This is a genomic window from Mycolicibacterium sp. XJ2546 (assembly GCF_053483195.1).
Map to the genome: position 1 here is coordinate 17,371 of NZ_JBEFRW010000011.1, position 19,907 is coordinate 37,277.

The 19,907-nt window shown below is 64.5% G+C and carries 26 protein-coding genes and 2 pseudogenes; 14 read left to right on the top strand and 14 right to left on the bottom strand.

The genetic code is table 11. The annotated features are described in order from the left end of the window. Positions 1 to 152 precede the first annotated feature (152 nt). Positions 153 to 695, bottom strand: coding sequence for a hypothetical protein (locus ABQE44_RS17815; RefSeq protein WP_448431139.1), 543 nt, complete (start codon positions 693 to 695; stop codon positions 153 to 155). Between the two features lie 333 nt (positions 696 to 1,028). Here ABQE44_RS17815 and ABQE44_RS17820 point away from each other — a divergent pair, with 333 nt between their 5' ends. Both ABQE44_RS17820 and ABQE44_RS17825 read left to right on the top strand, forming a co-directional pair. Further along, positions 1,029 to 1,277 (top strand): ribbon-helix-helix protein, CopG family, encoded by a 249-nt coding sequence (locus tag ABQE44_RS17820; RefSeq protein WP_448394103.1) that lies wholly within the window; start codon positions 1,029 to 1,031, stop codon positions 1,275 to 1,277. Then, positions 1,271 to 1,615, top strand: coding sequence for a type II toxin-antitoxin system PemK/MazF family toxin (locus ABQE44_RS17825; protein WP_448431141.1), 345 nt, complete (start codon positions 1,271 to 1,273; stop codon positions 1,613 to 1,615). Before ABQE44_RS17820 ends, ABQE44_RS17825 begins: the two co-directional genes overlap by 7 nt. 581 nt (positions 1,616 to 2,196) lie before the next feature. On the opposite strand, the gene ABQE44_RS17830 is transcribed toward ABQE44_RS17825, so the two are convergent. Further along, positions 2,197 to 3,270 (bottom strand): hypothetical protein, encoded by a 1,074-nt coding sequence (locus ABQE44_RS17830; protein ID WP_448431143.1) that lies wholly within the window; start codon positions 3,268 to 3,270, stop codon positions 2,197 to 2,199. On the opposite strand from ABQE44_RS17830, the gene ABQE44_RS17835 reads away from it, so the two are divergent. From ABQE44_RS17835 to ABQE44_RS17845, 3 genes and pseudogenes are all read left to right on the top strand, one after another. Beyond that, on the top strand, positions 3,244 to 3,642 hold the full coding sequence (locus ABQE44_RS17835) for a hypothetical protein (RefSeq protein WP_448431145.1): 399 nt from the start codon (positions 3,244 to 3,246) through the stop codon (positions 3,640 to 3,642). The two genes, ABQE44_RS17830 and ABQE44_RS17835, sit on opposite strands and share 27 nt — an antisense overlap. A 350-nt stretch (positions 3,643 to 3,992) precedes the next feature. Beyond that, positions 3,993 to 4,340, top strand: a complete 348-nt coding sequence (locus tag ABQE44_RS17840) for a DUF2384 domain-containing protein (protein WP_448394100.1) — start codon at positions 3,993 to 3,995, stop codon at positions 4,338 to 4,340. Positions 4,341 to 4,409: 69 nt separating this feature from the next. Beyond that, positions 4,410 to 4,766 (top strand): annotated as a pseudogene (locus tag ABQE44_RS17845) (RES domain-containing protein); the annotation flags it as partial. 548 nt (positions 4,767 to 5,314) lie between these two features. Here ABQE44_RS17845 and ABQE44_RS17850 read toward each other — a convergent pair. After that, complete coding sequence (locus ABQE44_RS17850; protein WP_448394099.1) at positions 5,315 to 5,710, bottom strand: nitroreductase family deazaflavin-dependent oxidoreductase; 396 nt, start codon at positions 5,708 to 5,710, stop codon at positions 5,315 to 5,317. Between the two features lie 185 nt (positions 5,711 to 5,895). Between ABQE44_RS17850 and ABQE44_RS17855 the strand changes: the two are divergent. Next, a pseudogene (locus tag ABQE44_RS17855) lies at positions 5,896 to 6,256 on the top strand (GMC family oxidoreductase N-terminal domain-containing protein); the annotation flags it as partial. Between the two features lie 119 nt (positions 6,257 to 6,375). Here ABQE44_RS17855 and ABQE44_RS17860 read toward each other — a convergent pair. From ABQE44_RS17860 to ABQE44_RS17885, 6 genes are all read right to left on the bottom strand, one after another. Further along, positions 6,376 to 6,708, bottom strand: a complete 333-nt coding sequence (locus ABQE44_RS17860; protein ID WP_448431147.1) for a type II toxin-antitoxin system PemK/MazF family toxin — start codon at positions 6,706 to 6,708, stop codon at positions 6,376 to 6,378. Further along, entirely contained in the window at positions 6,705 to 6,911 is a 207-nt protein-coding gene (locus ABQE44_RS17865; protein WP_448394098.1) for an antitoxin MazE-like protein, read from the bottom strand. Before ABQE44_RS17865 ends, ABQE44_RS17860 begins: the two co-directional genes overlap by 4 nt. Before the next feature lie 147 nt (positions 6,912 to 7,058). Next, positions 7,059 to 7,484: a nuclear transport factor 2-like protein gene (locus ABQE44_RS17870; RefSeq protein WP_448394097.1), complete on the bottom strand. Its 426-nt coding sequence runs from the start codon at positions 7,482 to 7,484 to the stop codon at positions 7,059 to 7,061. 24 nt (positions 7,485 to 7,508) lie between these two features. After that, positions 7,509 to 8,471, bottom strand: coding sequence for an SDR family oxidoreductase (locus ABQE44_RS17875; protein ID WP_448394096.1), 963 nt, complete (start codon positions 8,469 to 8,471; stop codon positions 7,509 to 7,511). 34 nt (positions 8,472 to 8,505) lie between these two features. Further along, entirely contained in the window at positions 8,506 to 9,141 is a 636-nt protein-coding gene (locus ABQE44_RS17880) for an NADPH-dependent F420 reductase (protein ID WP_448394309.1), read from the bottom strand. A 247-nt stretch (positions 9,142 to 9,388) separates the two neighbouring features. After that, a complete protein-coding gene (locus ABQE44_RS17885) occupies positions 9,389 to 9,979 on the bottom strand; it encodes a TetR/AcrR family transcriptional regulator (RefSeq protein WP_448394095.1) in 591 nt (196 codons plus the stop codon). A gap of 124 nt (positions 9,980 to 10,103) precedes the next feature. On the opposite strand from ABQE44_RS17885, the gene ABQE44_RS17890 reads away from it, so the two are divergent. The 5 genes from ABQE44_RS17890 (at position 10,104) to ABQE44_RS17910 (ending at position 13,434) form a co-directional block, all read left to right on the top strand. After that, positions 10,104 to 10,838 carry an SDR family NAD(P)-dependent oxidoreductase gene (locus ABQE44_RS17890; protein WP_448394094.1) on the top strand — a complete coding sequence of 245 codons (735 nt, stop codon included), beginning with the start codon at positions 10,104 to 10,106 and terminating at the stop codon, positions 10,836 to 10,838. After that, positions 10,838 to 11,263, top strand: a complete 426-nt coding sequence (locus ABQE44_RS17895; protein WP_448394093.1) for a nuclear transport factor 2 family protein — start codon at positions 10,838 to 10,840, stop codon at positions 11,261 to 11,263. The genes ABQE44_RS17890 and ABQE44_RS17895 overlap by 1 nt, the downstream gene beginning before the upstream one ends. 74 nt (positions 11,264 to 11,337) lie before the next feature. After that, positions 11,338 to 11,964, top strand: coding sequence for an NADPH-dependent F420 reductase (locus ABQE44_RS17900; RefSeq protein ID WP_448431149.1), 627 nt, complete (start codon positions 11,338 to 11,340; stop codon positions 11,962 to 11,964). A gap of 26 nt (positions 11,965 to 11,990) precedes the next feature. Continuing rightward, complete coding sequence (locus ABQE44_RS17905) at positions 11,991 to 12,878, top strand: TIGR03619 family F420-dependent LLM class oxidoreductase (protein ID WP_448393841.1); 888 nt, start codon at positions 11,991 to 11,993, stop codon at positions 12,876 to 12,878. An 88-nt stretch (positions 12,879 to 12,966) separates the two neighbouring features. Continuing rightward, positions 12,967 to 13,434 carry a MarR family winged helix-turn-helix transcriptional regulator gene (locus tag ABQE44_RS17910; protein ID WP_448393842.1) on the top strand — a complete coding sequence of 156 codons (468 nt, stop codon included), beginning with the start codon at positions 12,967 to 12,969 and terminating at the stop codon, positions 13,432 to 13,434. Here ABQE44_RS17910 and ABQE44_RS17915 read toward each other — a convergent pair. Next, entirely contained in the window at positions 13,431 to 13,577 is a 147-nt protein-coding gene (locus tag ABQE44_RS17915) for a hypothetical protein (protein ID WP_448393843.1), read from the bottom strand. The two genes, ABQE44_RS17910 and ABQE44_RS17915, sit on opposite strands and share 4 nt — an antisense overlap. A gap of 52 nt (positions 13,578 to 13,629) precedes the next feature. Then, on the bottom strand, positions 13,630 to 14,553 hold the full coding sequence (locus ABQE44_RS17920; RefSeq protein WP_448393844.1) for an aromatic alcohol reductase: 924 nt from the start codon (positions 14,551 to 14,553) through the stop codon (positions 13,630 to 13,632). 211 nt (positions 14,554 to 14,764) lie between these two features. On the opposite strand from ABQE44_RS17920, the gene ABQE44_RS17925 reads away from it, so the two are divergent. Together ABQE44_RS17925 and ABQE44_RS17930 are read left to right on the top strand one after the other, a co-directional pair. Next, complete coding sequence (locus tag ABQE44_RS17925; protein ID WP_448394073.1) at positions 14,765 to 15,547, top strand: cutinase family protein; 783 nt, start codon at positions 14,765 to 14,767, stop codon at positions 15,545 to 15,547. A gap of 60 nt (positions 15,548 to 15,607) precedes the next feature. Next, complete coding sequence (locus tag ABQE44_RS17930; RefSeq protein WP_448431151.1) at positions 15,608 to 16,393, top strand: SDR family NAD(P)-dependent oxidoreductase; 786 nt, start codon at positions 15,608 to 15,610, stop codon at positions 16,391 to 16,393. A gap of 21 nt (positions 16,394 to 16,414) precedes the next feature. Here the strand turns inward: ABQE44_RS17930 and ABQE44_RS17935 are convergent, their stop codons facing one another. From ABQE44_RS17935 to ABQE44_RS17945, 3 genes are all read right to left on the bottom strand, one after another. Beyond that, positions 16,415 to 16,936 carry an MBOE_33420 family protein gene (locus ABQE44_RS17935; protein ID WP_448393846.1) on the bottom strand — a complete coding sequence of 174 codons (522 nt, stop codon included), beginning with the start codon at positions 16,934 to 16,936 and terminating at the stop codon, positions 16,415 to 16,417. Further along, a complete protein-coding gene (locus ABQE44_RS17940) occupies positions 16,936 to 18,315 on the bottom strand; it encodes an ABC1 kinase family protein (RefSeq protein WP_448393847.1) in 1,380 nt (459 codons plus the stop codon). The genes ABQE44_RS17935 and ABQE44_RS17940 overlap by 1 nt, the downstream gene beginning before the upstream one ends. Positions 18,316 to 18,383: 68 nt before the next feature. After that, positions 18,384 to 18,857, bottom strand: a complete 474-nt coding sequence (locus ABQE44_RS17945; protein WP_448393848.1) for an SRPBCC family protein — start codon at positions 18,855 to 18,857, stop codon at positions 18,384 to 18,386. Positions 18,858 to 18,955: 98 nt separating this feature from the next. Here ABQE44_RS17945 and ABQE44_RS17950 point away from each other — a divergent pair, with 98 nt between their 5' ends. Next, positions 18,956 to 19,891: a lysophospholipid acyltransferase family protein gene (locus tag ABQE44_RS17950; protein ID WP_448393849.1), complete on the top strand. Its 936-nt coding sequence runs from the start codon at positions 18,956 to 18,958 to the stop codon at positions 19,889 to 19,891. Positions 19,892 to 19,907: the final 16 nt, after the last annotated feature.

Genomic DNA, 19,907 nt, shown 5'->3' on the forward strand with positions numbered 1-19,907 from the left:
TGCTCCTTCGCCGTACGGGTCACTGACCATTATGCGGCCGAGCGGTAATCGTGACTTCCTAGCGCGCCGACGCGAGTTCGGCATCGGCTCTGATCTTGACCAGCGTCGCGCGCCTTACGCCCACTCCCAGAATTCCTGTTTGTTCAAGTGAGTCATCGTCGAGCTTTCAGCACTTGAGCAGTTCCCTTGCCCAGTACGGTCGTCACTTTGTGCCGGTCGATCTCGTCGAGGGTCAGCACCGCTTCGGGCCGGGTGATCCGCTTGATGTCCTCGACGTTTGGCTGCGGCACCAGCAGTGCCAGTTCGCGTGCCTCATAAACGTCGATGTTTGTGTGTATCCACTGGTTCTGATCGGTGATCTCGTGGTCGACGCTCACGAACCAGTTCGCGATGAATACCTGCAGGTATGGGATCAGTGTCCATACCTTGCGCCGGGCCAGCGCCGACCGCGCATCTGTCCGGGTGAATGCGAGCCAGGCGAGTGCTCCACTGTTGGCGTCGGTGAGCTTCCAGAATGCCCGGCCGTTGTGCGCCAGGACATTCGGCGGCCGGGTGGCGGCGATGCTATGTCCGATTTCGCGGGCCAAGCTTCTGTAGTCGGGAAGAGGGTCGTCGTAGTTGGGAATACTGTCGAAGTCGTATGGCGTTGGCTTTTGCCCCTGTCCCAGCCGCTTGCCGCCAACGTCGTCAATCAATCGCGTCCCCTCCCGGGCGGAACCACTGCGCCAGTCCCTCCGTTCACGACACCCGTTCCCTGGTTGCCTCCAATGCCCTCAGCATCGCACGTTGGAAGCTGTCTTTGACCATCTCGAGAGCGAAGATCGCCTCGTAAAGGCTTCGCAATCAAGCATCGTGAACTCGCCGCCGAGCAACCGGCCGGCCGTGGAAGAGGAAGTATGCGCCACGGTGCCGACAAGTTGTCGGTATGCGTCGATATGGTGCCTCGCATGGAGGAACCGTTGACCGATACCGCTGAGGAATCCTCGCCACCGGCCCGCCACGTAGTTATACCGAGTCATACTCCTGTGGTGAAGACAGCCATCTCCGTCTCCGACGAGACGTTCGCCCGGGTATCTCGAACGGCGTCCGAGCTTGGCATGAGCCGTTCCGAATTCTTCGCTCGAGCGGCGCAGCGCTACCTTGACGAGTTGGAAACCCAATCACTGACCCGCCAGATCGACAGCGCCCTGGAGCGGCTTGATGGCGTTGACGAGGCGCAAGCCGTCGGCGTGGCCGTGGGACACCGCGTGCTGGACGCAGTGGACGACGAGTGGTGATCAGCCGAACTGAGCTCTACTGGGCCGACTTCGGAGCGCCGTCTAGCGGGAGACCGGCCAAGCGCCGTCCCGTGCTGGTTATTCAGTCCGATCCGTACAACGCCAGCCGCCTTGCGACCGTGCTCTGCGCAGTAATCACCGCCAATACGGCCCTGGCAGCGATGCCCGGCAATGTGTTCCTTCCTGCGGCCGCCACGGGCCTCCCACGGGATTCAGTTGTGGACGTTACTGCGCTCGTCACTCTGAACAAGGCGGACTTGTCGGCGCGGATTGGTGATGTGCTGCCGAGCATCATGCACGAGGTTGATCGGGGACTCCGGCGTGTGCTGGGACTATGACCGGCTACCACCCAAGCGGCCGGCGCTCGGCCAGAACGGCGATGGGATGAACGTGAAGCTTGGCCCCGCCGGGGCGCCGGTACATCACCCACGAATACGTCACAGTGACGAAATGACTCGACGGAGCCCGGGCGGCGTAACGCTTGCGGTACCGCCGGTGATGCAGTTCATGCGGACACGGGGTCCGTCAGGACGGTGCGCATTTCGCGGAGGACGGTTTCGATGGATGACCGTCTATGGCGACGCGCGGTCGGACACGGCCCGGATCTGCAGCGCGGTGTCAGTTTGCAGGATCGCTCTCAGGACGGCCGGCAGTAAATGCCCAGGTCCTCAAACGCCGATAAGCGACATTATGTCAAGTTAACTACGCTAGACTGTGCTGCGCCCCAATAGTTTTCGCGTAGGCTGTGATTGTCCGGTCTCGGTGCATTTGGCAGTTTTCGCAATCAATCTAGCATTCGGCGGATTCGTCGATGATTCTCAGTGCAGTCGGCATCTCGAAGCGTGCCGCCCGGGCAGGACGGCATCGTGCGGCAGTCTGAGCACCTGGAGGAAGCTGATTTCCAGGGCGATAGGCCGCGTCAGTCGTCACCCTCTTCGTCGTCCTCGTCGTCGGATCTGAAGAGGAAACTGCGCATGGTTTCCGTCAGGTCGGGTGGGTCATCGAGTTCGAGCTGCAACTCACCTGACAGCATCTCGTGGTAATCCTTGGCTGTTGCGGTCCATTTCCCCATGACCGGATCGCCGTGTTCGGAAGGCACACTGAGGAATAACCCATCACTGCTGATGTATGGGTCGTTTGGTCGCATCTCACCCACGAGCACTTCCAGGTCGACCGATCCCGAGTTGTCGATGCCGATGTTGTCGTACCGCATATAGACCGCGGGCGGTACATCGATACCCATCATGTTGGGTAGGCGCAGAACGTCCGGTGTGAACGGAGAGACGGGTCGCGGGCCCCACGGTCGCGGTGGGCGCGGCAATGGCACGTAATCCTTGTCGTCCGCGGGATTTTCGTCAGCTCGAACGGGCCCGTCGAGATGAATCTTGATCTTCACGTCCTCCAGCCAGCGGCGGCTGCGCGCCACGATATGCGCAGGGTCTTCGCGACAGATGATGGCAGCGGCGTGCCCAAGGAACCTCGGCCAGTCGGCGCGGAGTTCTTGCTCCCACTCGTCGATTTCCGCGATGTATTCTTCGCGGCTTCGTGGGTCAGGCTCCGTTGTAGCGAAAATGCTGCTTCCTACACTGGAGGCGACGCCGGACGACAGGAACCCGGCGGCGCCCGCAGAAACTCGCCGTCCGACCTCTTCGGCCTTCACAGCGGGCGGCTCGGGTGCCGCCGCTTCGAGGCGCTGGCGCTCGAATCCGACATACTCGTCGACCAGGGACGGGTCGCAGGTGTACCGGCGGACTACGCCATCGAGGGTGACGTCGAGGTCGAGCGGAGTACTCGCCGGCGTCCCGCGCACGCGCTCAACGAGCGCCCGGATCTCGTCGTGGTTCGCTTCGCGCGTTTCTCCGTCGCCGCGTATGTAGATCCGCCCGTCGGCGAGGCCGACGCCCTCGCGGCAGCACGGCCATACCCTCCCGACGACCGGCGGCTCGGCGATTATCACGATGACGTCGTGGTCGTCGTCGACACGAACGCGCACGAAGTCCCACCGCGGGCCGGGCTCGCCGAGGTACTGCTGAACCGCGCCCCCGAGATCCTTCGCTTCGAACCGTGCAAGGCCGTGAACGTCGTTGGCGCCGACGCCGAGAAGCATCACGGCGTATCCGCCGAGGTATTTCGCAGCGCGCTCGGGGTCGCGGTGCGCCGCGCCCAGGATGAACTTCGCGACCTTGGCTGCGCCGTCCTTACCGGTTGGGTCGATCTCCGACTTCAACTCGATGAAGTGACGTTCGATGAGATCGCCAGCCCCGGCGGCCTTTTGGATGAATTCGGGCCATTCGAGCTCGCCGGACGGCAGCCTCGTGAGATCCGGTTGTGTCTGGTCGGTCAACTTTCCCGCCCCGCCCTTTGATCGAGCAGCTCGTCGACCTGACGGCTCGACGGTTCGCCACCCTGTTCGCGTATCGACCGCCGTACCGGGGCCCGCAGGCGCTGCTCGGCGTCGATCTCATCGCGGGTGCGCACTGGGTCCAGTTTAGATCCGTCTCCGACAACCTTCGAACATTTATTCGCCCAGTGATCGCGTGTCTTCGGAGCGCGCCGGCGACCCGGTGGAGATGCGCACCGTCGCGGGTCGCCGGGAGCGTTGCCAGGCGCCGCTACCTACCGGTAGTATAACCGGTAGTATAACCGGTAGTATAACCGGTAGTATAACCGGTAGTATAACCGGTAGTATAACCGGAAGTTGAAGGGTTTCTCGTTATGACGGACACATTGGACCGGGCAGTCGAAGCCACTGAGATTGTCGATGCCTTGAAACCGTTCGGCGTCACGCAGGTCGACGTCGCTACAGTAACGCAGGTCTCTGACCGGGCCGTGCGGGGCTGGCGAACCGGCGACATCCGCCCTGACCGGTACGATCGGCTCGCGCAGCTCCGTGACCTCGTCCTCCTGCTCTCAGGCTCATTGACTGCCCGAGGCGTCGGCCAGTGGCTGCATGCCAAGAATCGCCTCCTGGACGGCGAACGCCCTATTGACCTGCTTGCTGAGGAGCGCTACGAGGAGGTACGCGGCGCGGCCGAATCCTTCATCGACGGCTCCTACGTGTGACGCTCGCCGATGCGGTCGCGACCGCACCACGCCGCAAGCTGACCGGGAAATACTGGCACCAGGGCTCACCAGGTACTTGACCTCACCGACGAGGAGACTCGCTCGCATCTAAATGTGAACGAGGCAGACCTCGTCTCAGACGACTATGCCACCACCCAAGCGATCGCAGCGGTCGCCCGCGACGCCGGCTTTGACGCCGTACTGGCCCCAGCAGCCGCACTACCCGGTTGTGAGACACTCGCCGTGTTCGTTCACGCTTTGTCCCGCGTCGATGCCGCACGATCAGAGGTCCGTCAACCTCCTCCACGGCTCGTCGACCTTCTTGCGGTAATCCGACCTCACGCGAACGTGCCCGACACGGTGCGTCGACTACTCAAGACGCTGGAACGAGTTGGAGCTGAAGAGATTCGGCGCCGACGCCGCTAACTGGCCGATGCTTCCCGCCGACCGCGAGCTCCAGCAAACCAACATGTCTCGAAACCTTGCAGGGGCGCGCGGGGGGATCGGGCCACATCCATCCCGGGAATCAGCGCCTCTCCCCTGCCCCATCTCGGCCGATGCGCCGCTGAGTAGTGGAGGAATACGGCGGAATCGAATATGCAGTGTTACCAGTAAAATACGCCGTTTTCATCTGATGAATCATGTGGCACCCGAAGTACCCTCGTCTGCCGCGTCGGATCGATATGGCCAAAGCGCCTCGACACCAACGACTTACGGCACGTGCACGAGATTCGGGCGCCTCCATTCCGGTGCGACTGTCGCGGCACGCGTCGGCGAAGCTTCATTTCACGATGGACCTACCAACGCCAAGGTGGCTAGACCGACGAGCGCCGGAGAACGGGATATGTTCGTATCATGGGACACCCTACTTTCACGCCTTGACTCGCGGCCGAATCCTCGCCGGTCCGGATTTGCTTCGACGACCAACCTATGGGAAGTCGGCACTCGAGCAATATCGGTTGAAGCTTGCCCCGTCAGTGGTCGATGCCCGCACCCGTCAGCAGCAGAGCTGCCTCGTCATAGGGAAACACCCGGTAGAAGAGCCGCGCATGCGGTGTCACGAGAGCTGCCGCCTCGGCCTTGCTCACCACCTGTGGATTAGTGAGCGCGACGTCGTGTCCACGCTTGCGCAGCACCGTCGGACCGCCGGCCAGGACATTCTTCAACCAGTCCGTCTGCGGGCCGTAGCCGATCAGGATGGCGTAGCCATCGTGGGTCTTGAATACCAAAGGCGGTGTTCGATATCGCTCACCTGAATTTCGCCCGACGTGCTCGAGCGTCCCGAGGTACGGAAGCCACGGCGTGATCCGGCGCGCGGCCGGGTTGGTGACTCGCTTGTTGAACTGTGCGATCCGTCGAGGTACGCGCATTCACGGAGCCTATCTAAACTGAGGAACCCGATGCTCCTGTCGAGCCGGCCGAACTCCTCCACGGCAATGGCGACGAACCGCTCGAGGTCGACACGGCCGGCAAACATCCGTCGCACACGTGACGGTGCCGTGCGGTCGTGCACACTGGGACACGCATCCGACGTCATGGTGGGACGATGCCGGAAATGCGCCTAGTCGCCGAATTCGACTTCATCGTCGTGGGAGCAGGCAGTGCGGGCTGTCTGCTCGCCAACCGACTCAACGCCAATCCGGATCACCGTGTGCTCCTGGTCGAGGCCGGCGGAAAAGACAACTGGTTCTGGATCAAGGTGCCGGTGGGCTACCTGTACATGATTGCCAACCCCCGCACCGACTGGTGCTTCACGACCGAGGCCGACCCAGGTCTGGCCGGCCGCAGTATTCACTACGCCCGCGGCCGGGTAATCGGCGGCTGCTCGTCGATCAACGCCCCATATGCGCGGACAGGCCAGCGATTACGAGCTGTGGGCGCAGGTCACCGGCGACCAGCGCTGGCTCTGGGGTGGCGTCTAGGCTGAGAGCTAGCAATCGCCGGAGACTCCTCGCAGGAGGAATACGACCGAATCGAATATGGCGGATTACCAGTCAACTAAGCCGCATTGCCCTCCCTGCCCAACGGTTCTCGTTTACCGCGCAAGCCCGAGAAATGCCATCATGGCTCGCTCGACTTCGACGACTTGTTCCGCAGTCAGCCGACCGACTCGCGCGTGGACGTTCGACCTCCTGACAGTTGTGAGCTTGTCGATCATCACGTCACTGTCGTGGTCGAGTCCGCATAACCGCCCATCTCCGCCGGCTATCCGAATGCGCATTAACGGAGCCTCCAGTAATGCGTTGGTGATCGGCGCAACCGTCACCGACATCGTGGCATCGAACAGATCATCCTGGACAATCACCGCGGGACGCGGTTTTGTCGCGTAGACACCCCCCGCTACGGTCCAGATCTCTCCTCGGTTCACTCCTCGTCCCATGGCGTCGAGACAGCTTCGATGAAGTCCTGGTCATCGCTGCTTTCATTCGCCCGCGCCACCAGTGACGATTGACGATGAGCCTCGGCGGCAAAACTGTCGGTGCGCACGTCGGGCACCCAGACTTGCAGTGGGCGCAGGCCCCGCTCCCGCATGCGCCGGCGGTACTCGCCGACCCTGTCTCTCACCGCCATGACAGCATGTTACATGTAACGCCGGGTCCAGGTCGCCGGATAGTCAGATTGGCTGGGACGACAATCAACACATCGAGCTACGGCCCCGCTTTACGCTTAGTCTGAGCTACCTGGGGATGCTCATCAACGCAGGCCCCAGACAGAGACTCACTCCCCGTTCGTCCGCAGTTCCCAGGGCGGCATGCCAGTCACGACCGCCAGTTTACGTTGCAGCGCAACGCCGGCCGGCAGCGTGCGGTAGAAGATGTTGACCTCGGCGATCCTGCCGTCGGCGTCCAGCAGGACGAGGAATATACCGTTGACAGTGGCGTCTCCGACCTGCAGCCGGAAGCGTGCGCCGTGGTGGGTGTCGCCGCTGAGGACCTCCAGATAGGTGTCGTCGGACGAGAGCCCGTTGACGGTCTTGATGGTCTGCACGGCGACCTCGCGGCCAGTGATCGGCTCATCGCTGAACGGGCCGTAGAGCACCACGTCCTCGGCGAGCAGGCCGGTGAGGGTGTCGGTGTCCACGCCGCCGTTGATGCAGTCCACGAAGGACTCCATGGTGTCGCGGTGCGAGGCGAATACGGTCATGGTTCTCCTGTTGGCGAGTGAGATTTATTGGTGGGCAACAGCGTTTCTGCGTTCGGTGAAGTAGTGTCCGTTGTCCAGATCGTCGAGCAGGCGGGGTTGGGTGGGTTCCCAGCCCAGGGTCTGGCGGGTGATGAGGTTGGAGGCCGGAAGGTCCATCGTGACCAGATTCGTGAACATGCCGAAGTATCCCGGCAGCATCAGTTCGTCCACGGGCACGCTGACCGTGGGCAGGCCCAGACGACTGCCGATGGCCTCGGCGATGTCGCGGAACGGAACTCCCTCGTCCTCGACGGCGTGCCAGTAGCTCCCGGCCGGACCCTTTTCCAGCGCCAACCGGAACAGGGTGGCGATATCGCGGACGTGCACCGCATTCCACAGGTTCGCGCCGTCGCCGGGGTAACCGGCGAAGCCCTTCGCCTTCGCGAGTGCGATCAGCCCGGGCAGGAATCCGGCAGTGTCGGTCGTGTCGTGCGCAATGGTGGGAAACCGCACGATCGACGACCGCACTCCGCGCTCGGCGAGGCCGACCACGGCGAGTTCTACGGCGTTACGGAATCGCAGAGTGCCCGAGTACTCCCGCCCGGTGGGCAGGGCCGGGTCTTGCTCGGTAGCCGGGCGCCCCATTTTCCCGAATGACGACGAGGCAATACTACCCGCCGCGACCAACGGTTTTCCGGTTCCCGCGAGTGCCTCGCCGTAGGCTTGGATGACCGGGACCTCCGCGGAGGTCACTGCGTCGATCCCGCCGGAGGGCAGCAGGTCTTGCCGGTGCGCGACGTGAACGACGCCGTCGGAGGCCGCGGCCGCCTCCTTGAGCCCGTCGAGATCCTCGAGGCTGCCGCGACGCACCTTCGCGCCGAGCGCGGACACCGCCGCCGCGGCCGCATCGGACCGGGCCAGCCCGGTGACCTCGTGCCCGGCGGCGATGAGCTCGGTAATGATGTGTGAACCGGAATGGCCCGTCCCGCCAGTGATGAAAACCTGCATGTGACTGTCCTTTTCAAAGTAGGTACGGGGGCGCTCAGCTGCGAACGTTGACGCCGAGGGAGAAGTTGGTGTGCTTGATGGAGTGGGTCATGAGGCCCAACTGCATCAGGCCCACGTTCTCCAGGGCCCGCGCCATCTGCAGCTGCCCGGTGTCCATCGGGCGAAGCCCCAGGGTCTCGATGAATCTCGAAACGCTTGCCTTTGCCTGCGGGTCGTCACCGGCGATGAACACGTCCAACGGGTGCCCCTCGGCCGGGCCGTCGGTCAGAACATTGGCGAACAGTGTGTTGAATGCCTTGACGACAAGCGCCCCGGAGGGGGCGGCCTTGGCGATTTCCTGCGCGCCGGAACTGCCCTCTGGGGTGACAAACCCCGTGAAATCGGGGGTGACCGGGTTGGTGATGTCGACGATGATCTTGCCGCGCAAGTCATCCCCGTACGCGCTGACCACCGCCGCCGCGCTCGAGTACGGCACAGTGAGGATCACAATGTCCCCCACCGGTGCGGTTCCGGTCGTCCCGACAGTGGCGCCGCCACCCAGTTTGACGGCCAATTCCTTCGCTTTGGCCTGGTCACGCCCGACGATCTCGACGTCGTTGCCGCCTGCGAGCGCCCGCTCGGCCAGCGCACTGGCCATGGTTCCGGCGCCGATGATGCTGATGCTGCTCATGAGGTGTCCCGTCTCGATGACATTCGAATTGGTTGATTCCTCAACCATAGACCTACTTGGATGATGCGTCAACCATTGGGGATAATGTGATCAGGCCGCGCCCGGCAAGCCTTCTATACGCGCATCAACAGATCGAGGCCCACCCTGAGCGAGCAGGCGTCGTAATCGCCATCAGCCGTGAGGTTTTCGTCCGCCGCTTTCGCTGAACGAGCAACACTGCTGAGGCCCAACGGCCGACGTCGAAATCTCAGCGTGTGCCAAGCGGTACCTCTGCTGCGGGGAGCGCGTTGTCGACGAGAACGGCGGCGATGGCGGCGGCGGTGGCGAAGCCTTCGGAGTTGAGGACTCGGTTGCGCGCCGAGGCGCCATCGAGCAGCAGCGCCAGTTGTTCGCCGAGCTGTTCGGGGTTGGCAGCGCCGGCCTCGCGCGCGGTTTCGGCGAACCGCGCGGCAAAGGCCTTCTTGTAGTCGCGGGCGTGCACGCGCGCGGGATGGTCCGGGGAGTTGATTTCGACGGCCGCCGCGATGAACGGGCACAGCGGCCCCTCGATGTCGAAGGCGGCCAGCAGCCGTTCGCGGGGTGTGAGGTCGGTGCGGTCGAACACCTCGGGCAGAACGTCGGGATCGAAACGACGCAGGTGCTCGGCGATCAGCTCGTCCTTGCTGCTGAAGTGCTGATAGAACGTGCGCTTGGACACCTGGGCCACCGCGCAGAGCTGGTCCAAGCCGGTGCTGTTGATGCCTTGATCGCGGAACAGCTGCCGCGAAGCGGCGAGGATGCGCTCTCGCGCTCCCCTGCCGCGGCGCAAGCCTTGCGGCCCCTTCGCCAACTCCGTCATATGCCCAGCTTAGCCCAATTGGGTACCGATCGGTGTGCATAGCTTGCGCGGCGAGCATGAATGCGAGTAGGTTAGGTACACAGATCGGTATACATAGTATCGGCGCAACGAAACGGAAGAGATCATGGGAAAACTTGATGGCAAGGTCGCGGTGATCACCGGTGCGACAAGTGGTTTGGCACTGGCCGGCGCCAAGCTGTTCGTTGACGAAGGAGCTCACGTCTTCATCTCGGGCCGACGGAAGGACACTCTGGACGAGGCCGTCGAACTGATCGGCCGCAACGTGACCGGTGTGGCGGGTGATTCGGCCGATCTCGACGATCTGGACAGGTTGTTTGACACGGTCAAACAGGAAAAAGGCTCGATCGACGTGTTGTGGGCAAGTGCCGGGACAGGCGAACAGGCAAGGCTCGGCGAGATCACCGAGGAGCACTTCGATGCCACCTTCGGGTTGAACGCGCGCGGCACGTTGTTCACGGTTCAGAAGGCGCTGCCGCTGTTCAACGATGGCGGCTCGATCTTCATGACGGGGTCGAACGCATCGCTGAAGGGCTACCCCGAGTGGAGTGTGTACGCAGCGAGCAAGGCCGTGCAGCTTGCCTACGCGCGGGTGTGGGTCTCGGAGTTGAAGGACCGCAATATCCGCGTGAACGTACTGACCCCCGGCCAGGTCGCCACGGCGAAGCAGGAAGAGCTGTTCGACGAGGCGATGAAGGCGCAGTTCGAATCCCTCATCCCACGCGGAGAGATGGGCCGCCCTGAGGAACTCGCATCGGCCGCGTTGTTCCTCGCTTCCGACGACTCGAGCTATGTCAATGGCATGGAACTGGTTGTCGACGGCGGCGTCGCGGCGATCTGATGACCACCTTGGCCCCGCACCGCGACACCGTCGACCAATTCGTCGACAGCATGCACGCCGGCGCAGACAGAGAAGCACTTTCGGACATCCTCGCCGAGGATGTGGTGCTGATCGGCCCGCTCGACGACGAGCCGATCACCGGCCGCGAGGCAGTCCTGGACGCCATCCGGACCGTCAGCGCGGCGGCCGCCGACCTCACCTATGGGGAGGTTCTCAGCGGCGAGACGCACCACGCCGCGCCCTTCCGCCTGCAGATCGACGACACCGTGGTCAACGGAATAGACCGCATCCGTCTCGACGGGAACGGCAAGATCGCCGAGGTCACCATCTGGTGGCGCCCGCTGCCATCCGGCGTCGAGATGCAAGGGCGCCTTGCGGGTCTTCTCGGCGGGCAGCCCTGGAAGCTCCTCACCCATACGGCGTAACAGCGAAGCCGACCCCTCATCCCCACCCGGGCCACCGGCCCACCAACCAACCAACAAGCAGAAGCGAGCACATCATGACAAGCATCAGCATCATCGGCTCGGGAAACATGGCCAGGGCCATCGGCGCCCTGGCTGTCCAGGGCGGCAACACCGTCGAAATCATAAGTCGCGATGCAGCCAAGGCCGCAGCCCTGGCCGGCGCGCTAGGCAAGGGTGTCACGACCGGAACGTGGGGCTCCGCCCCAGCCGGCGACATCGTCATCCTCGCCGTGCTGTTCGACAGCGCCGCACCAATCGTCAGCCAGTTCGGGGACGCACTGGCCGGCAAGATCATCGTCGACATCACCAACCCCTTCAATGCCACGGCAGACGGGCTCGCCATCCCCGAAAGCACCTCGGTCGCACAGGAAGTCGCCAAGGCGGCCCCGGCCGACGCCAACGTGGTGAAGGCATTCAACACCGTCTTCGGTCACGTCCTGGAGAAAGGCCAGACACTCGATGTGTTCTTCGCCGGCGACGACACGCAAGCCAAAGCACACGTGTCGAAGTTCATCGAGAGCGTCGGGCTACGCCCGCTGGACGTCGGTGGCTTGAAAATGGCGCACTGGCTAGAGGGAGCGGGCCTGGTCCTCATGGGCGTCGCCCGCTATGGCGCGGGGAACTTCGACATCGCCCTCGGTGTCACCAAAGTTCCCGGCTGAGCCGCAGAAAGCCAGCGGAGGACACGATGAAGCTTGGTTTCGTCATTCCCATCATCGGCCCGGCCATCACCAGCGCCGTTGGCCTCAGCGCGTTCTGCCGAGGGCTCGAGGACCTTGGTTGTGACACGCTGTGGGTCGGCGATCGACTGGTCACGCCGGTGAACATGCAGTCCACCTATCCGGGTAAAAAGCCGCCGCCGCAGATGACCCGCTACCTCGATCCGGTGCTGCTGTGGACGGTCGCCGCCACAGCGACCAGCCGCGTGCGACTCAACGCCAGCACGCTCAGCACGTTCTACTACGAGCCAACACATTTGGCTCGGCAACTGACAACGCTCGATGTGCTCAGCGACGGCCGCCTCGACGTTGGCGTGGGAGTCGGCTGGATGAAGGACGAACATGACATCGCCCGCGGTGCCGACAGGCGCCGCCGCGGGCGGATGCTCGACGACGTGCTGGCATTCCTGCAGAAGTGGTGGACGACCACTCCGGTGTCCTGGGACAGCGAATTCTTCTCGCTGCCGCCGGTCCATGTCGACCTGCGCCCGGTCCAGGCCGGCGGTCCGCCCATCTGGATCGGCGGTGCCAGCGAGGCCGCGATGCGTCGGGTCGGCCGCATCGGCACCGGCTGGCTCGGCGTCGAGGGCCTGCAGGATTCCGACCGGCTGTGGCCGATTGCGCGCCGTGCGGCGCAAGAAGCCGGCCGCGATCCTGACGCGCTGAAGACGGCCATGCGAATCAGCCTCGAACCCGGCACGTCCATTGATGCGGTGGTCGACAAGATCGAACGCTTCGCGGCCGACGGTGTCGACGAGGCGATCGTGGATGCCATCCCGCTGTTCCGCAGCCTTGAGCAACTGCTCGACTTCGCCAGCCAGGTAACCACCACATGGGACATTCGTCGGACGGCTTGACGGCAAGGGACGCCAGGCTGGCCTTCGTCGGCACGCCCGACGCACCTCCTTGGATGATACATCAACCATTCGGCGTAACATGATGCCGATGGAACCGAACTGGCTGAGCCCTGCTGAAGGCCGCGCCTGGCAAGCATTCGTATACGCGCATCAACAGCTCGAGGCCCACCTGAGCCGGCGCCTGCAGCAGTCGGGGCTGTCCGGGGCCGACTACGAGGTGCTGGCGGCACTCTCGGCTCACGACGGCAATCGCATGTCGGCCCGCCGCCTGGGCAACGCGCTGAGCTGGGAGAAAAGCCGTCTCTCCCACCAGGTGCGACGTATGCAGAAGGACGGGCTCATCGTTCGCGAGCCCAACCCCGACGACGCCCGCAGCACCATGGTCTGCCTGCTGCCGGCCGGCCGCGCCGCCATCGAGAAGGCCGCGCCCGGACACGTCGAGGACGTCCGCCGGAACTTCATCGACCTGTTCACCCCGGCCGAACTCGACACGCTCGCCACCCTCAACGAACGAATCCTGCAGCACCTGGCCACAGACCACGACTCCCCCGGCTAATCGTCCTCGGCGTCATCGCGGTGCGCGGCCTCGATCACTTCAGGCGGTACCGGCTTACGCAACCACGCCTGCATCCGCATCAGTCCGCCCACCACCGTCCCCACGGCGAATAGGGCAACGACGATCCAGAGCGCGGTCGACATGCAGCAATTCTCCCCCTGCCCGGGCGGCATGAGGCGATATTCCCAGCCCTAACTAATGTCTCGCGCTGAGGTGTTTGCGCGCCCACTGTTCAGTGGTCGTCGTCGGGATGCCGCGGATGGCGTTGAACGTACCGGCCTTTGGCCACGCCACGCCCTCGCCCTCAGCGAACACCGCGCGGTACTTCCGTAGTGCGTCGTCGGGGTTTCGGTCGAGGTCGTGCAGTAGCTGCGCAACGGTCCATTCATTGCGGATGACCTGGGCTCCCGTGGTCCGTTCGACGATCTCGGCGAGTTCGCGGTAGGTGATCGTGTCGCCGGCGACGTAGACGACCTGGTTCGCGATACGCGGGCGGGTCTGGATGATCTCCGCGGTGAGTACACCGATGTCCTCCGGAGTGGTGACGGTGACTTCGGTGTCCCAACTGCCAAGCGCATTAACGGTATTGGTGGTGAGGTCGACGACGCCGAAGTCTGGTTCGAACAGGAAGCTGGTGAACATGCCGGTCGACACGATCACCCATTCGGTGGTGCTCTGGGCGCGCAGCATGTCGCGCACGTCGAGTTGTTCGTCGAACAGGTCGTGAGGGCTGCCGCGTCCGATGGCGTCGTAGTCGACGCCGAACTGCCACGGGAGGTATCGCGGAACCCGCGCCGCCAGCGCGGCCTCGGTGATCTTGCGTTGGGTTCCCGCCCCCGCCGCGAATCCGATGCAGCTCACCACCGTGTGGAACTGTCTCAGCACTGTCGAAAACTCAGCCGCCGACGCCGTCGCAACGTCGGCCTCTACGATTCCGACGCCGCGGGCCGCGAACTCATCGCGCAGCTGCGCATGCCGGGCTGTGCCCGACGGCCGCAGCAGCACAGTCACCGGCGGTGCGTCGTCCCGATGAGTCAGTGCGGCGACAACGTTGCCGCCGAGTTCGCCGGCTCCGATGACGAGGATCTCTCCCCCATGTGGTGATTGCTGTGACGCCATAATTCCTCCGGCGCTGATCAGTTGGCGTATGCGAACGGTCGCGACAACAACCCGCCGCGACGCAGCATTCCCGACCGTCGAGGTAGTGCCGTGCACAGGCAGGTGAGCCAGATCACTTGACGTCGACGGAATCTCGGTGGGCCCGCGCGGCTTTTAGCTGACGACAGCGGAACGGACTGGCGTGGCGCTCACCGGAGGATGGAGACGATCGATGAGGACATCACGGCCGGCCGTCTTCGGCGCAGTCGCGCGATCCGCAAACGTCCTGATTCTGGCATGGATGGCTGCCATTGCCGGAATGCTCACCGTCCCCGCTGCCAGCGCCTTCGCCGCTGACGACTCCTGTGCCGCAGTAGAAGTGGTTTTTGCCCGCGGCACGCTGGAACCACCTGGCGTCGGGGCAACCGGCCAAGCGTTCGTCGATGCACTCAATGCTCGTCTGCCCGGACAAGCCATTGAGGTCTACGGGGTGAATTACCCCGCGTCGTTAGCTTTCGGTCAGGCGGCCGACGGTGTCGCGGACGCAGTGAACAGGATCGAGTCGATCGCCACGCAGTGCCCGGCGACGAAGATCGTGCTCGGCGGCTACTCGCAGGGCGCGGCGGTGGCCGGGTACGCGACCTCCAGCGTCGTGCCGGCCGGAATCAATCTGCCTGCCGGCCTGTCCGGGCCGATGCCCACGTCGGTTGCGCCCCACGTTGCCGCAGTGGTGCTCTTCGGGACGCCAGACGATTGGGTTCTGGGCCTGGCCGACCGCTCCGCGCCGCCGATCACCATCGGAGACCTCTACGTCAACAAGGCGATACAACTGTGTGCACCCGGCGATCCGGTGTGCTACCCCGGCGGACTGAATCGCTCCGCCCACAGCGCGTACAAGGTGAACGGGATGGCCGACCAAGCGGCCGACTTCGTGATCGGTCAGCTGTCCGCGCCCGCGCCCGCGCCTGCGACCGGGTGGAATACCGCGAAATCGAATATGGCGGGTCACCAGTAGGACGCGCGGGTAACGGGACCTCCCGCGCCTGCGTGCCCCACGTCTGCGTACGGTCAGCCCGTGACCGAACCATCAGCCACCACCAACCCCTTCGATCTGTCCGGCCACGTCGCGGTCGTCACCGGCGGCGGCTCCGGCATCGGCTTGGGATTCGCCGACGGCCTGGCCCGCGCGGGCGCCTCCGTGGCCATCCTCGGGCGCAGCGCCTCCCGACTGGACTCTGCCGCCGAACAGCTCCGCCGCCACGGCCGACCTGTGCTGGCAGTCGTCTGCGACGTCACTGACGAGGACGCCGCCGCCGCGGCCATGGCGCGGATCCGTAGCGAATTCGGTTACCTGGACTCGTGTTTCGCCAACGCCGGGGTGCGCGGCGGGTTCACTCCAGTGCTGGAGACGTCGCTAGAGGCGTTCCGGGACGTCACGCGCGTCGACCTCGACGGCGTGTTCGTCACGCTGCGCGAAGCAGCCCGCCAGATGATCGAGGCCGGCCGCGGCGGCAGCCTGGTCGCGGTGTCCAGCCTCGGGGCGTTTCAGGGGATGCCGCGCCAGCCCGCGTACGCGGCCTCCAAGGCCGGTGTCACCTCGCTGATCGACAGCATGGCGGCCGAGCTGGCCCGTTACGGAATCCGCGCCAACACCGTGGCGCCGGGTTGGTTCGACACCGATATGACCTCGGAAGGCCTGAACGACGAGCGGTTCCGCGAGCGGGTACTGCCACGGGTTCCGCTGCGCCGCTGGGGCGCCCCCGACGACGTCGGCGGGGTGGCCGTTTATCTGGCCAGTGCGGCGAGCCGCTATCACACTGGCGACGTGCTGCGTATCGACGGCGGCTATCTCAAGTTCTAGCGCCGGACGGTCAACCCGCACCTACTGCGGCGGCGGGTCGATGGGTGTCAGGGATATCGGCACCCGATGGGTCCCCGGCCCCTCCCCTGGGCAGCCCGTTCCATGGGTGGTGAGCGTCCGCTCGCCGAAGTAGCTGCCGTCAGGGTTCGGGATCAGGTAGTCGGACCGCGTGGATGGCACTGCGCTGCGCGGGTCATTGCGATCACAGAAGTACGGATACTCGCCGGTTGTTTCCCAACGGTTGTTGTTCCATCTGTACTCGAATACCAACGGAGCGCCTGGGTTACGGTCGTGGTCGGGGGTGTTGTCCCAGCGCGGAATACAGCCGTTGACGTCGCAGTGGGTGGTGAACTCGACGGGAAAGCTGACCGAATCCATTGGTGTCGGCATGCCATTGAACGTCTGCTTCGCGAAGTCGATGACCGCGCTGTAGTAGCCATATATCGGTGGCGGCTCGATGCGATCGGCCCCAGCGACCGGCGAAACGACGAGCGCGACGCACGCGCACACCGTCGTCGTGATGCCGATCGACCCACGTCTCATCAGGAGTCGATCCCCAATGCATCGGCGAGTTTCGGGGGAATCTTCGGGTTTTCGAAGTCGGGATACCAGCGGGTGATGATGTCGCGCAATGCCACCTCGGCCTCGAGCTGGCACGCCACTCCCACGATGCCGGCGATGGTGCGAAACATCAGTGCGTGCTCTGGAGGGATGGTCAGCACGGCGCCGTCGAGAAAGTCCTGGCCGCGCGCCAACCCCGGCACGCGCGGGGCCAGCTGCTGCATCCAATGCCGGTTGAACCGGAACGACTGCGCCAGAGCCGGTTCGATGAACGGGCCGAAAAAGGACTGCACATCCTCGGGGTCGATCTGGGTGTTCGAACCGCTGAACCCCAGACCGCTCAGCTCGTCGTTGATTTCGGACAACACCAGCGCCTGCAGCTCCGGATCGGCCATGTCGGCCAGTTGCACGGATTCGGCGACCTCGGCCAGCCGGATGCTGTCCAGGAACACCAGCGCCGAACGATCGGCAGGGGCCACTGAGCCGAAGTCGACCACGACCAGCCGGCCGTCCGGGTCGAGTTGGTAATTGCCGGGATGCGGGTCGGCATGAATGGCGCCGAGCCGCGCCATCGAAGCGGCGCCGAGCTCGAAAAGCAACCTGGCCGCGTGGTTCTTGGTGTCTTGATCGCCGGTTCTAATCAGATCTGAAATCGGTTGCCCGCTCACCCATTCGGTGACCAGTACCTTCGGCGCCGACGCGACCACTTTGGGCACCAGGAATTGCGGGTCGTCCGCGAACGCCGCGGCGAACGCGCGCTGATTGTCTGCCTCATGGCGATAATCAAGTTCGTCGGCCATCCGTGCCGACAACTCATCGATCATCGGTCGCACCGCGAGCCCAGAGAACAACGGCTCGATCAGTCGGCTGAATCGTCTGAGTTGACGCAAGTCCGACATCAACGCGACGTCGGCACCCGGATACTGCACCTTGACCGCCACCGAGCGGCCGTCGTGCCACAGCGCCCGATGCACCTGCCCGATGCTGGCCGCCGCGACCGGCGCGTCGTCGAACGCGCCGAATCGCTCGCGCCACCGTGTCCCCAGTTGCTCCGCCAGCACGCGGTGGATCCGATCCGCCGTGATCGGTGGCGCGGCCGCCTGAAGTCTCGTCAACGCGTCTCGGTACGGGGCCGCGTATTGCTCCGGGATGGCCGCCTCAAAGATGCTCATGGCCTGGCCGAATTTCATCGCGCCGCCCTTGAGTTCGCCCAGCACGGCGAATACCTGCTCGGCACTGCGCGCTGACCACTGCTCAGCGATCAGGTCCGCATCGCCGCCGGCCAGCCGTTGCCCCCAGCCGAGCACCGCTCGGCCGGCGGCGCGCACCGGCAGGCCCGCCAACTTCGCGCCACGACGCACCGTTCTCCGCGGAACATCCACCACAGGCTAAGAGTCGCACACCATTAGCCGGCGTAGGCGTCCCCGAGCTATTTTTCGGCCAGATCGGCGAGGTGCTCGAGCGAATTGTCCAGGTGCTGGCCGTCAAACGGCGGGAACTCGATGTTTTGCCGAATCGCCGCAGGCACCGCCGACCAGTCGTAGGTCAGGGTGACCTTCGCCCGGTCATCGCCGACCGGCTCGAGGTCGTAGCGCCAGAACCAGCCGCCGATCTCGAGTTCGGCATCGTCATCACCCTGACCCGGCAGCCACGCGATGGCACGCGGCGGTTCAAACACCGTGATCCGGTTGGCCATCTCGTAATGCATGCCGCCAAAGTTCGAGTGGTACATCGCCATCCGAAAGACCTGTCCGACCTCACTCAGCTGTTTTCTATCGAGTGACTCCCGTACCCAGCCGGTGCCGTCGATCTCCTGGTGGGTGGTCGGGTCAGCCAGCACCGCGAACACGGTGTCGGGCGTGGCGTTGACGATCCGGTTGGTGCTCATATTTTCGTGTGCCATGCAGGTACGGACCAACGACGAATCGCAAACTCATCGACGCACTCGATCAGCGCTGAGCGTGGGTGTGACTGCACCCACATCGTGGGTACCCGGTTGTCATGCCCAACGCCGATACCCGTCCCGACGCCATCCGCCGGCAGGCGGAGCAGCACGCTGAGCAGGCCCGCAGCACGATGGCGCAGCGGCGTGCCGACACCGACGGTGGCGTCAGTGGTTGGTTCAGCGAACGAGCCGCAGAGTGGGACCTGGGCGGGCAGGACGAGGCGACCATGCAGCGCCAGAAATACCTGTGGAACTTCCTGGTCGACCACTGGTTCCGGATGGAATTCGACGGGTGGGAGAACCTGCCCGATCCGCCGGTGCTACTCGTCGGCATCCACTCCGGTGCTCCGTTCGTGTGGGATGCCTGGACCGTCGGCGTGCAATGGTGGCGCCGGTTCGGTCAGGAGCGCACCCTGCACGGCACCGCCCACGACGCGCTGATGGCGATCCCGTTGATCGGTCGCTACTTCCGCGCGATGGGCGTGTTGCCGGCCGCACCGGACTCGATGGCGACCGCACTGGCCGAAGGACGCGACGTTGCGGTGTGGCCCGGCGGGGAGGTCGACTCGCTGCAGCCGTGGGTCGAACGGGACGTCGCCAATCTCGCCGGCCGAGCTGGGTTCGTGCGCATGGCGATCAAAGCCGGCGTGCCGATCGTGCCGATCGCGACGGTCGGAGGTTCTGACGCTATGCCGGTGCTGATCCGCGGCGATCGAATGTCGCGTGCGTTGCGGTTGGACAAGGTGTTGCGGCTCAAGGTGTTCCCGGTCGCCGTGTCGCTGCCTTGGGGCATCGCGCCTGCCGCATTGCCGCAGATCCCGTTGCCGGCGAAGATTCGTACGCGGCTAATGCCTGCCGTGGACGTCGATCACGATCCGGCCCGCGCTGACGACGACGATTACGTGCAGCAAAAGTACCGCGAGGTACAAGCCAGCATCCAGCGCGGGATGGACGCACTGGCTCGCAAACGCACCCTGCCGCTGTTCGGCTGAGCCCCGATCTGGCCGG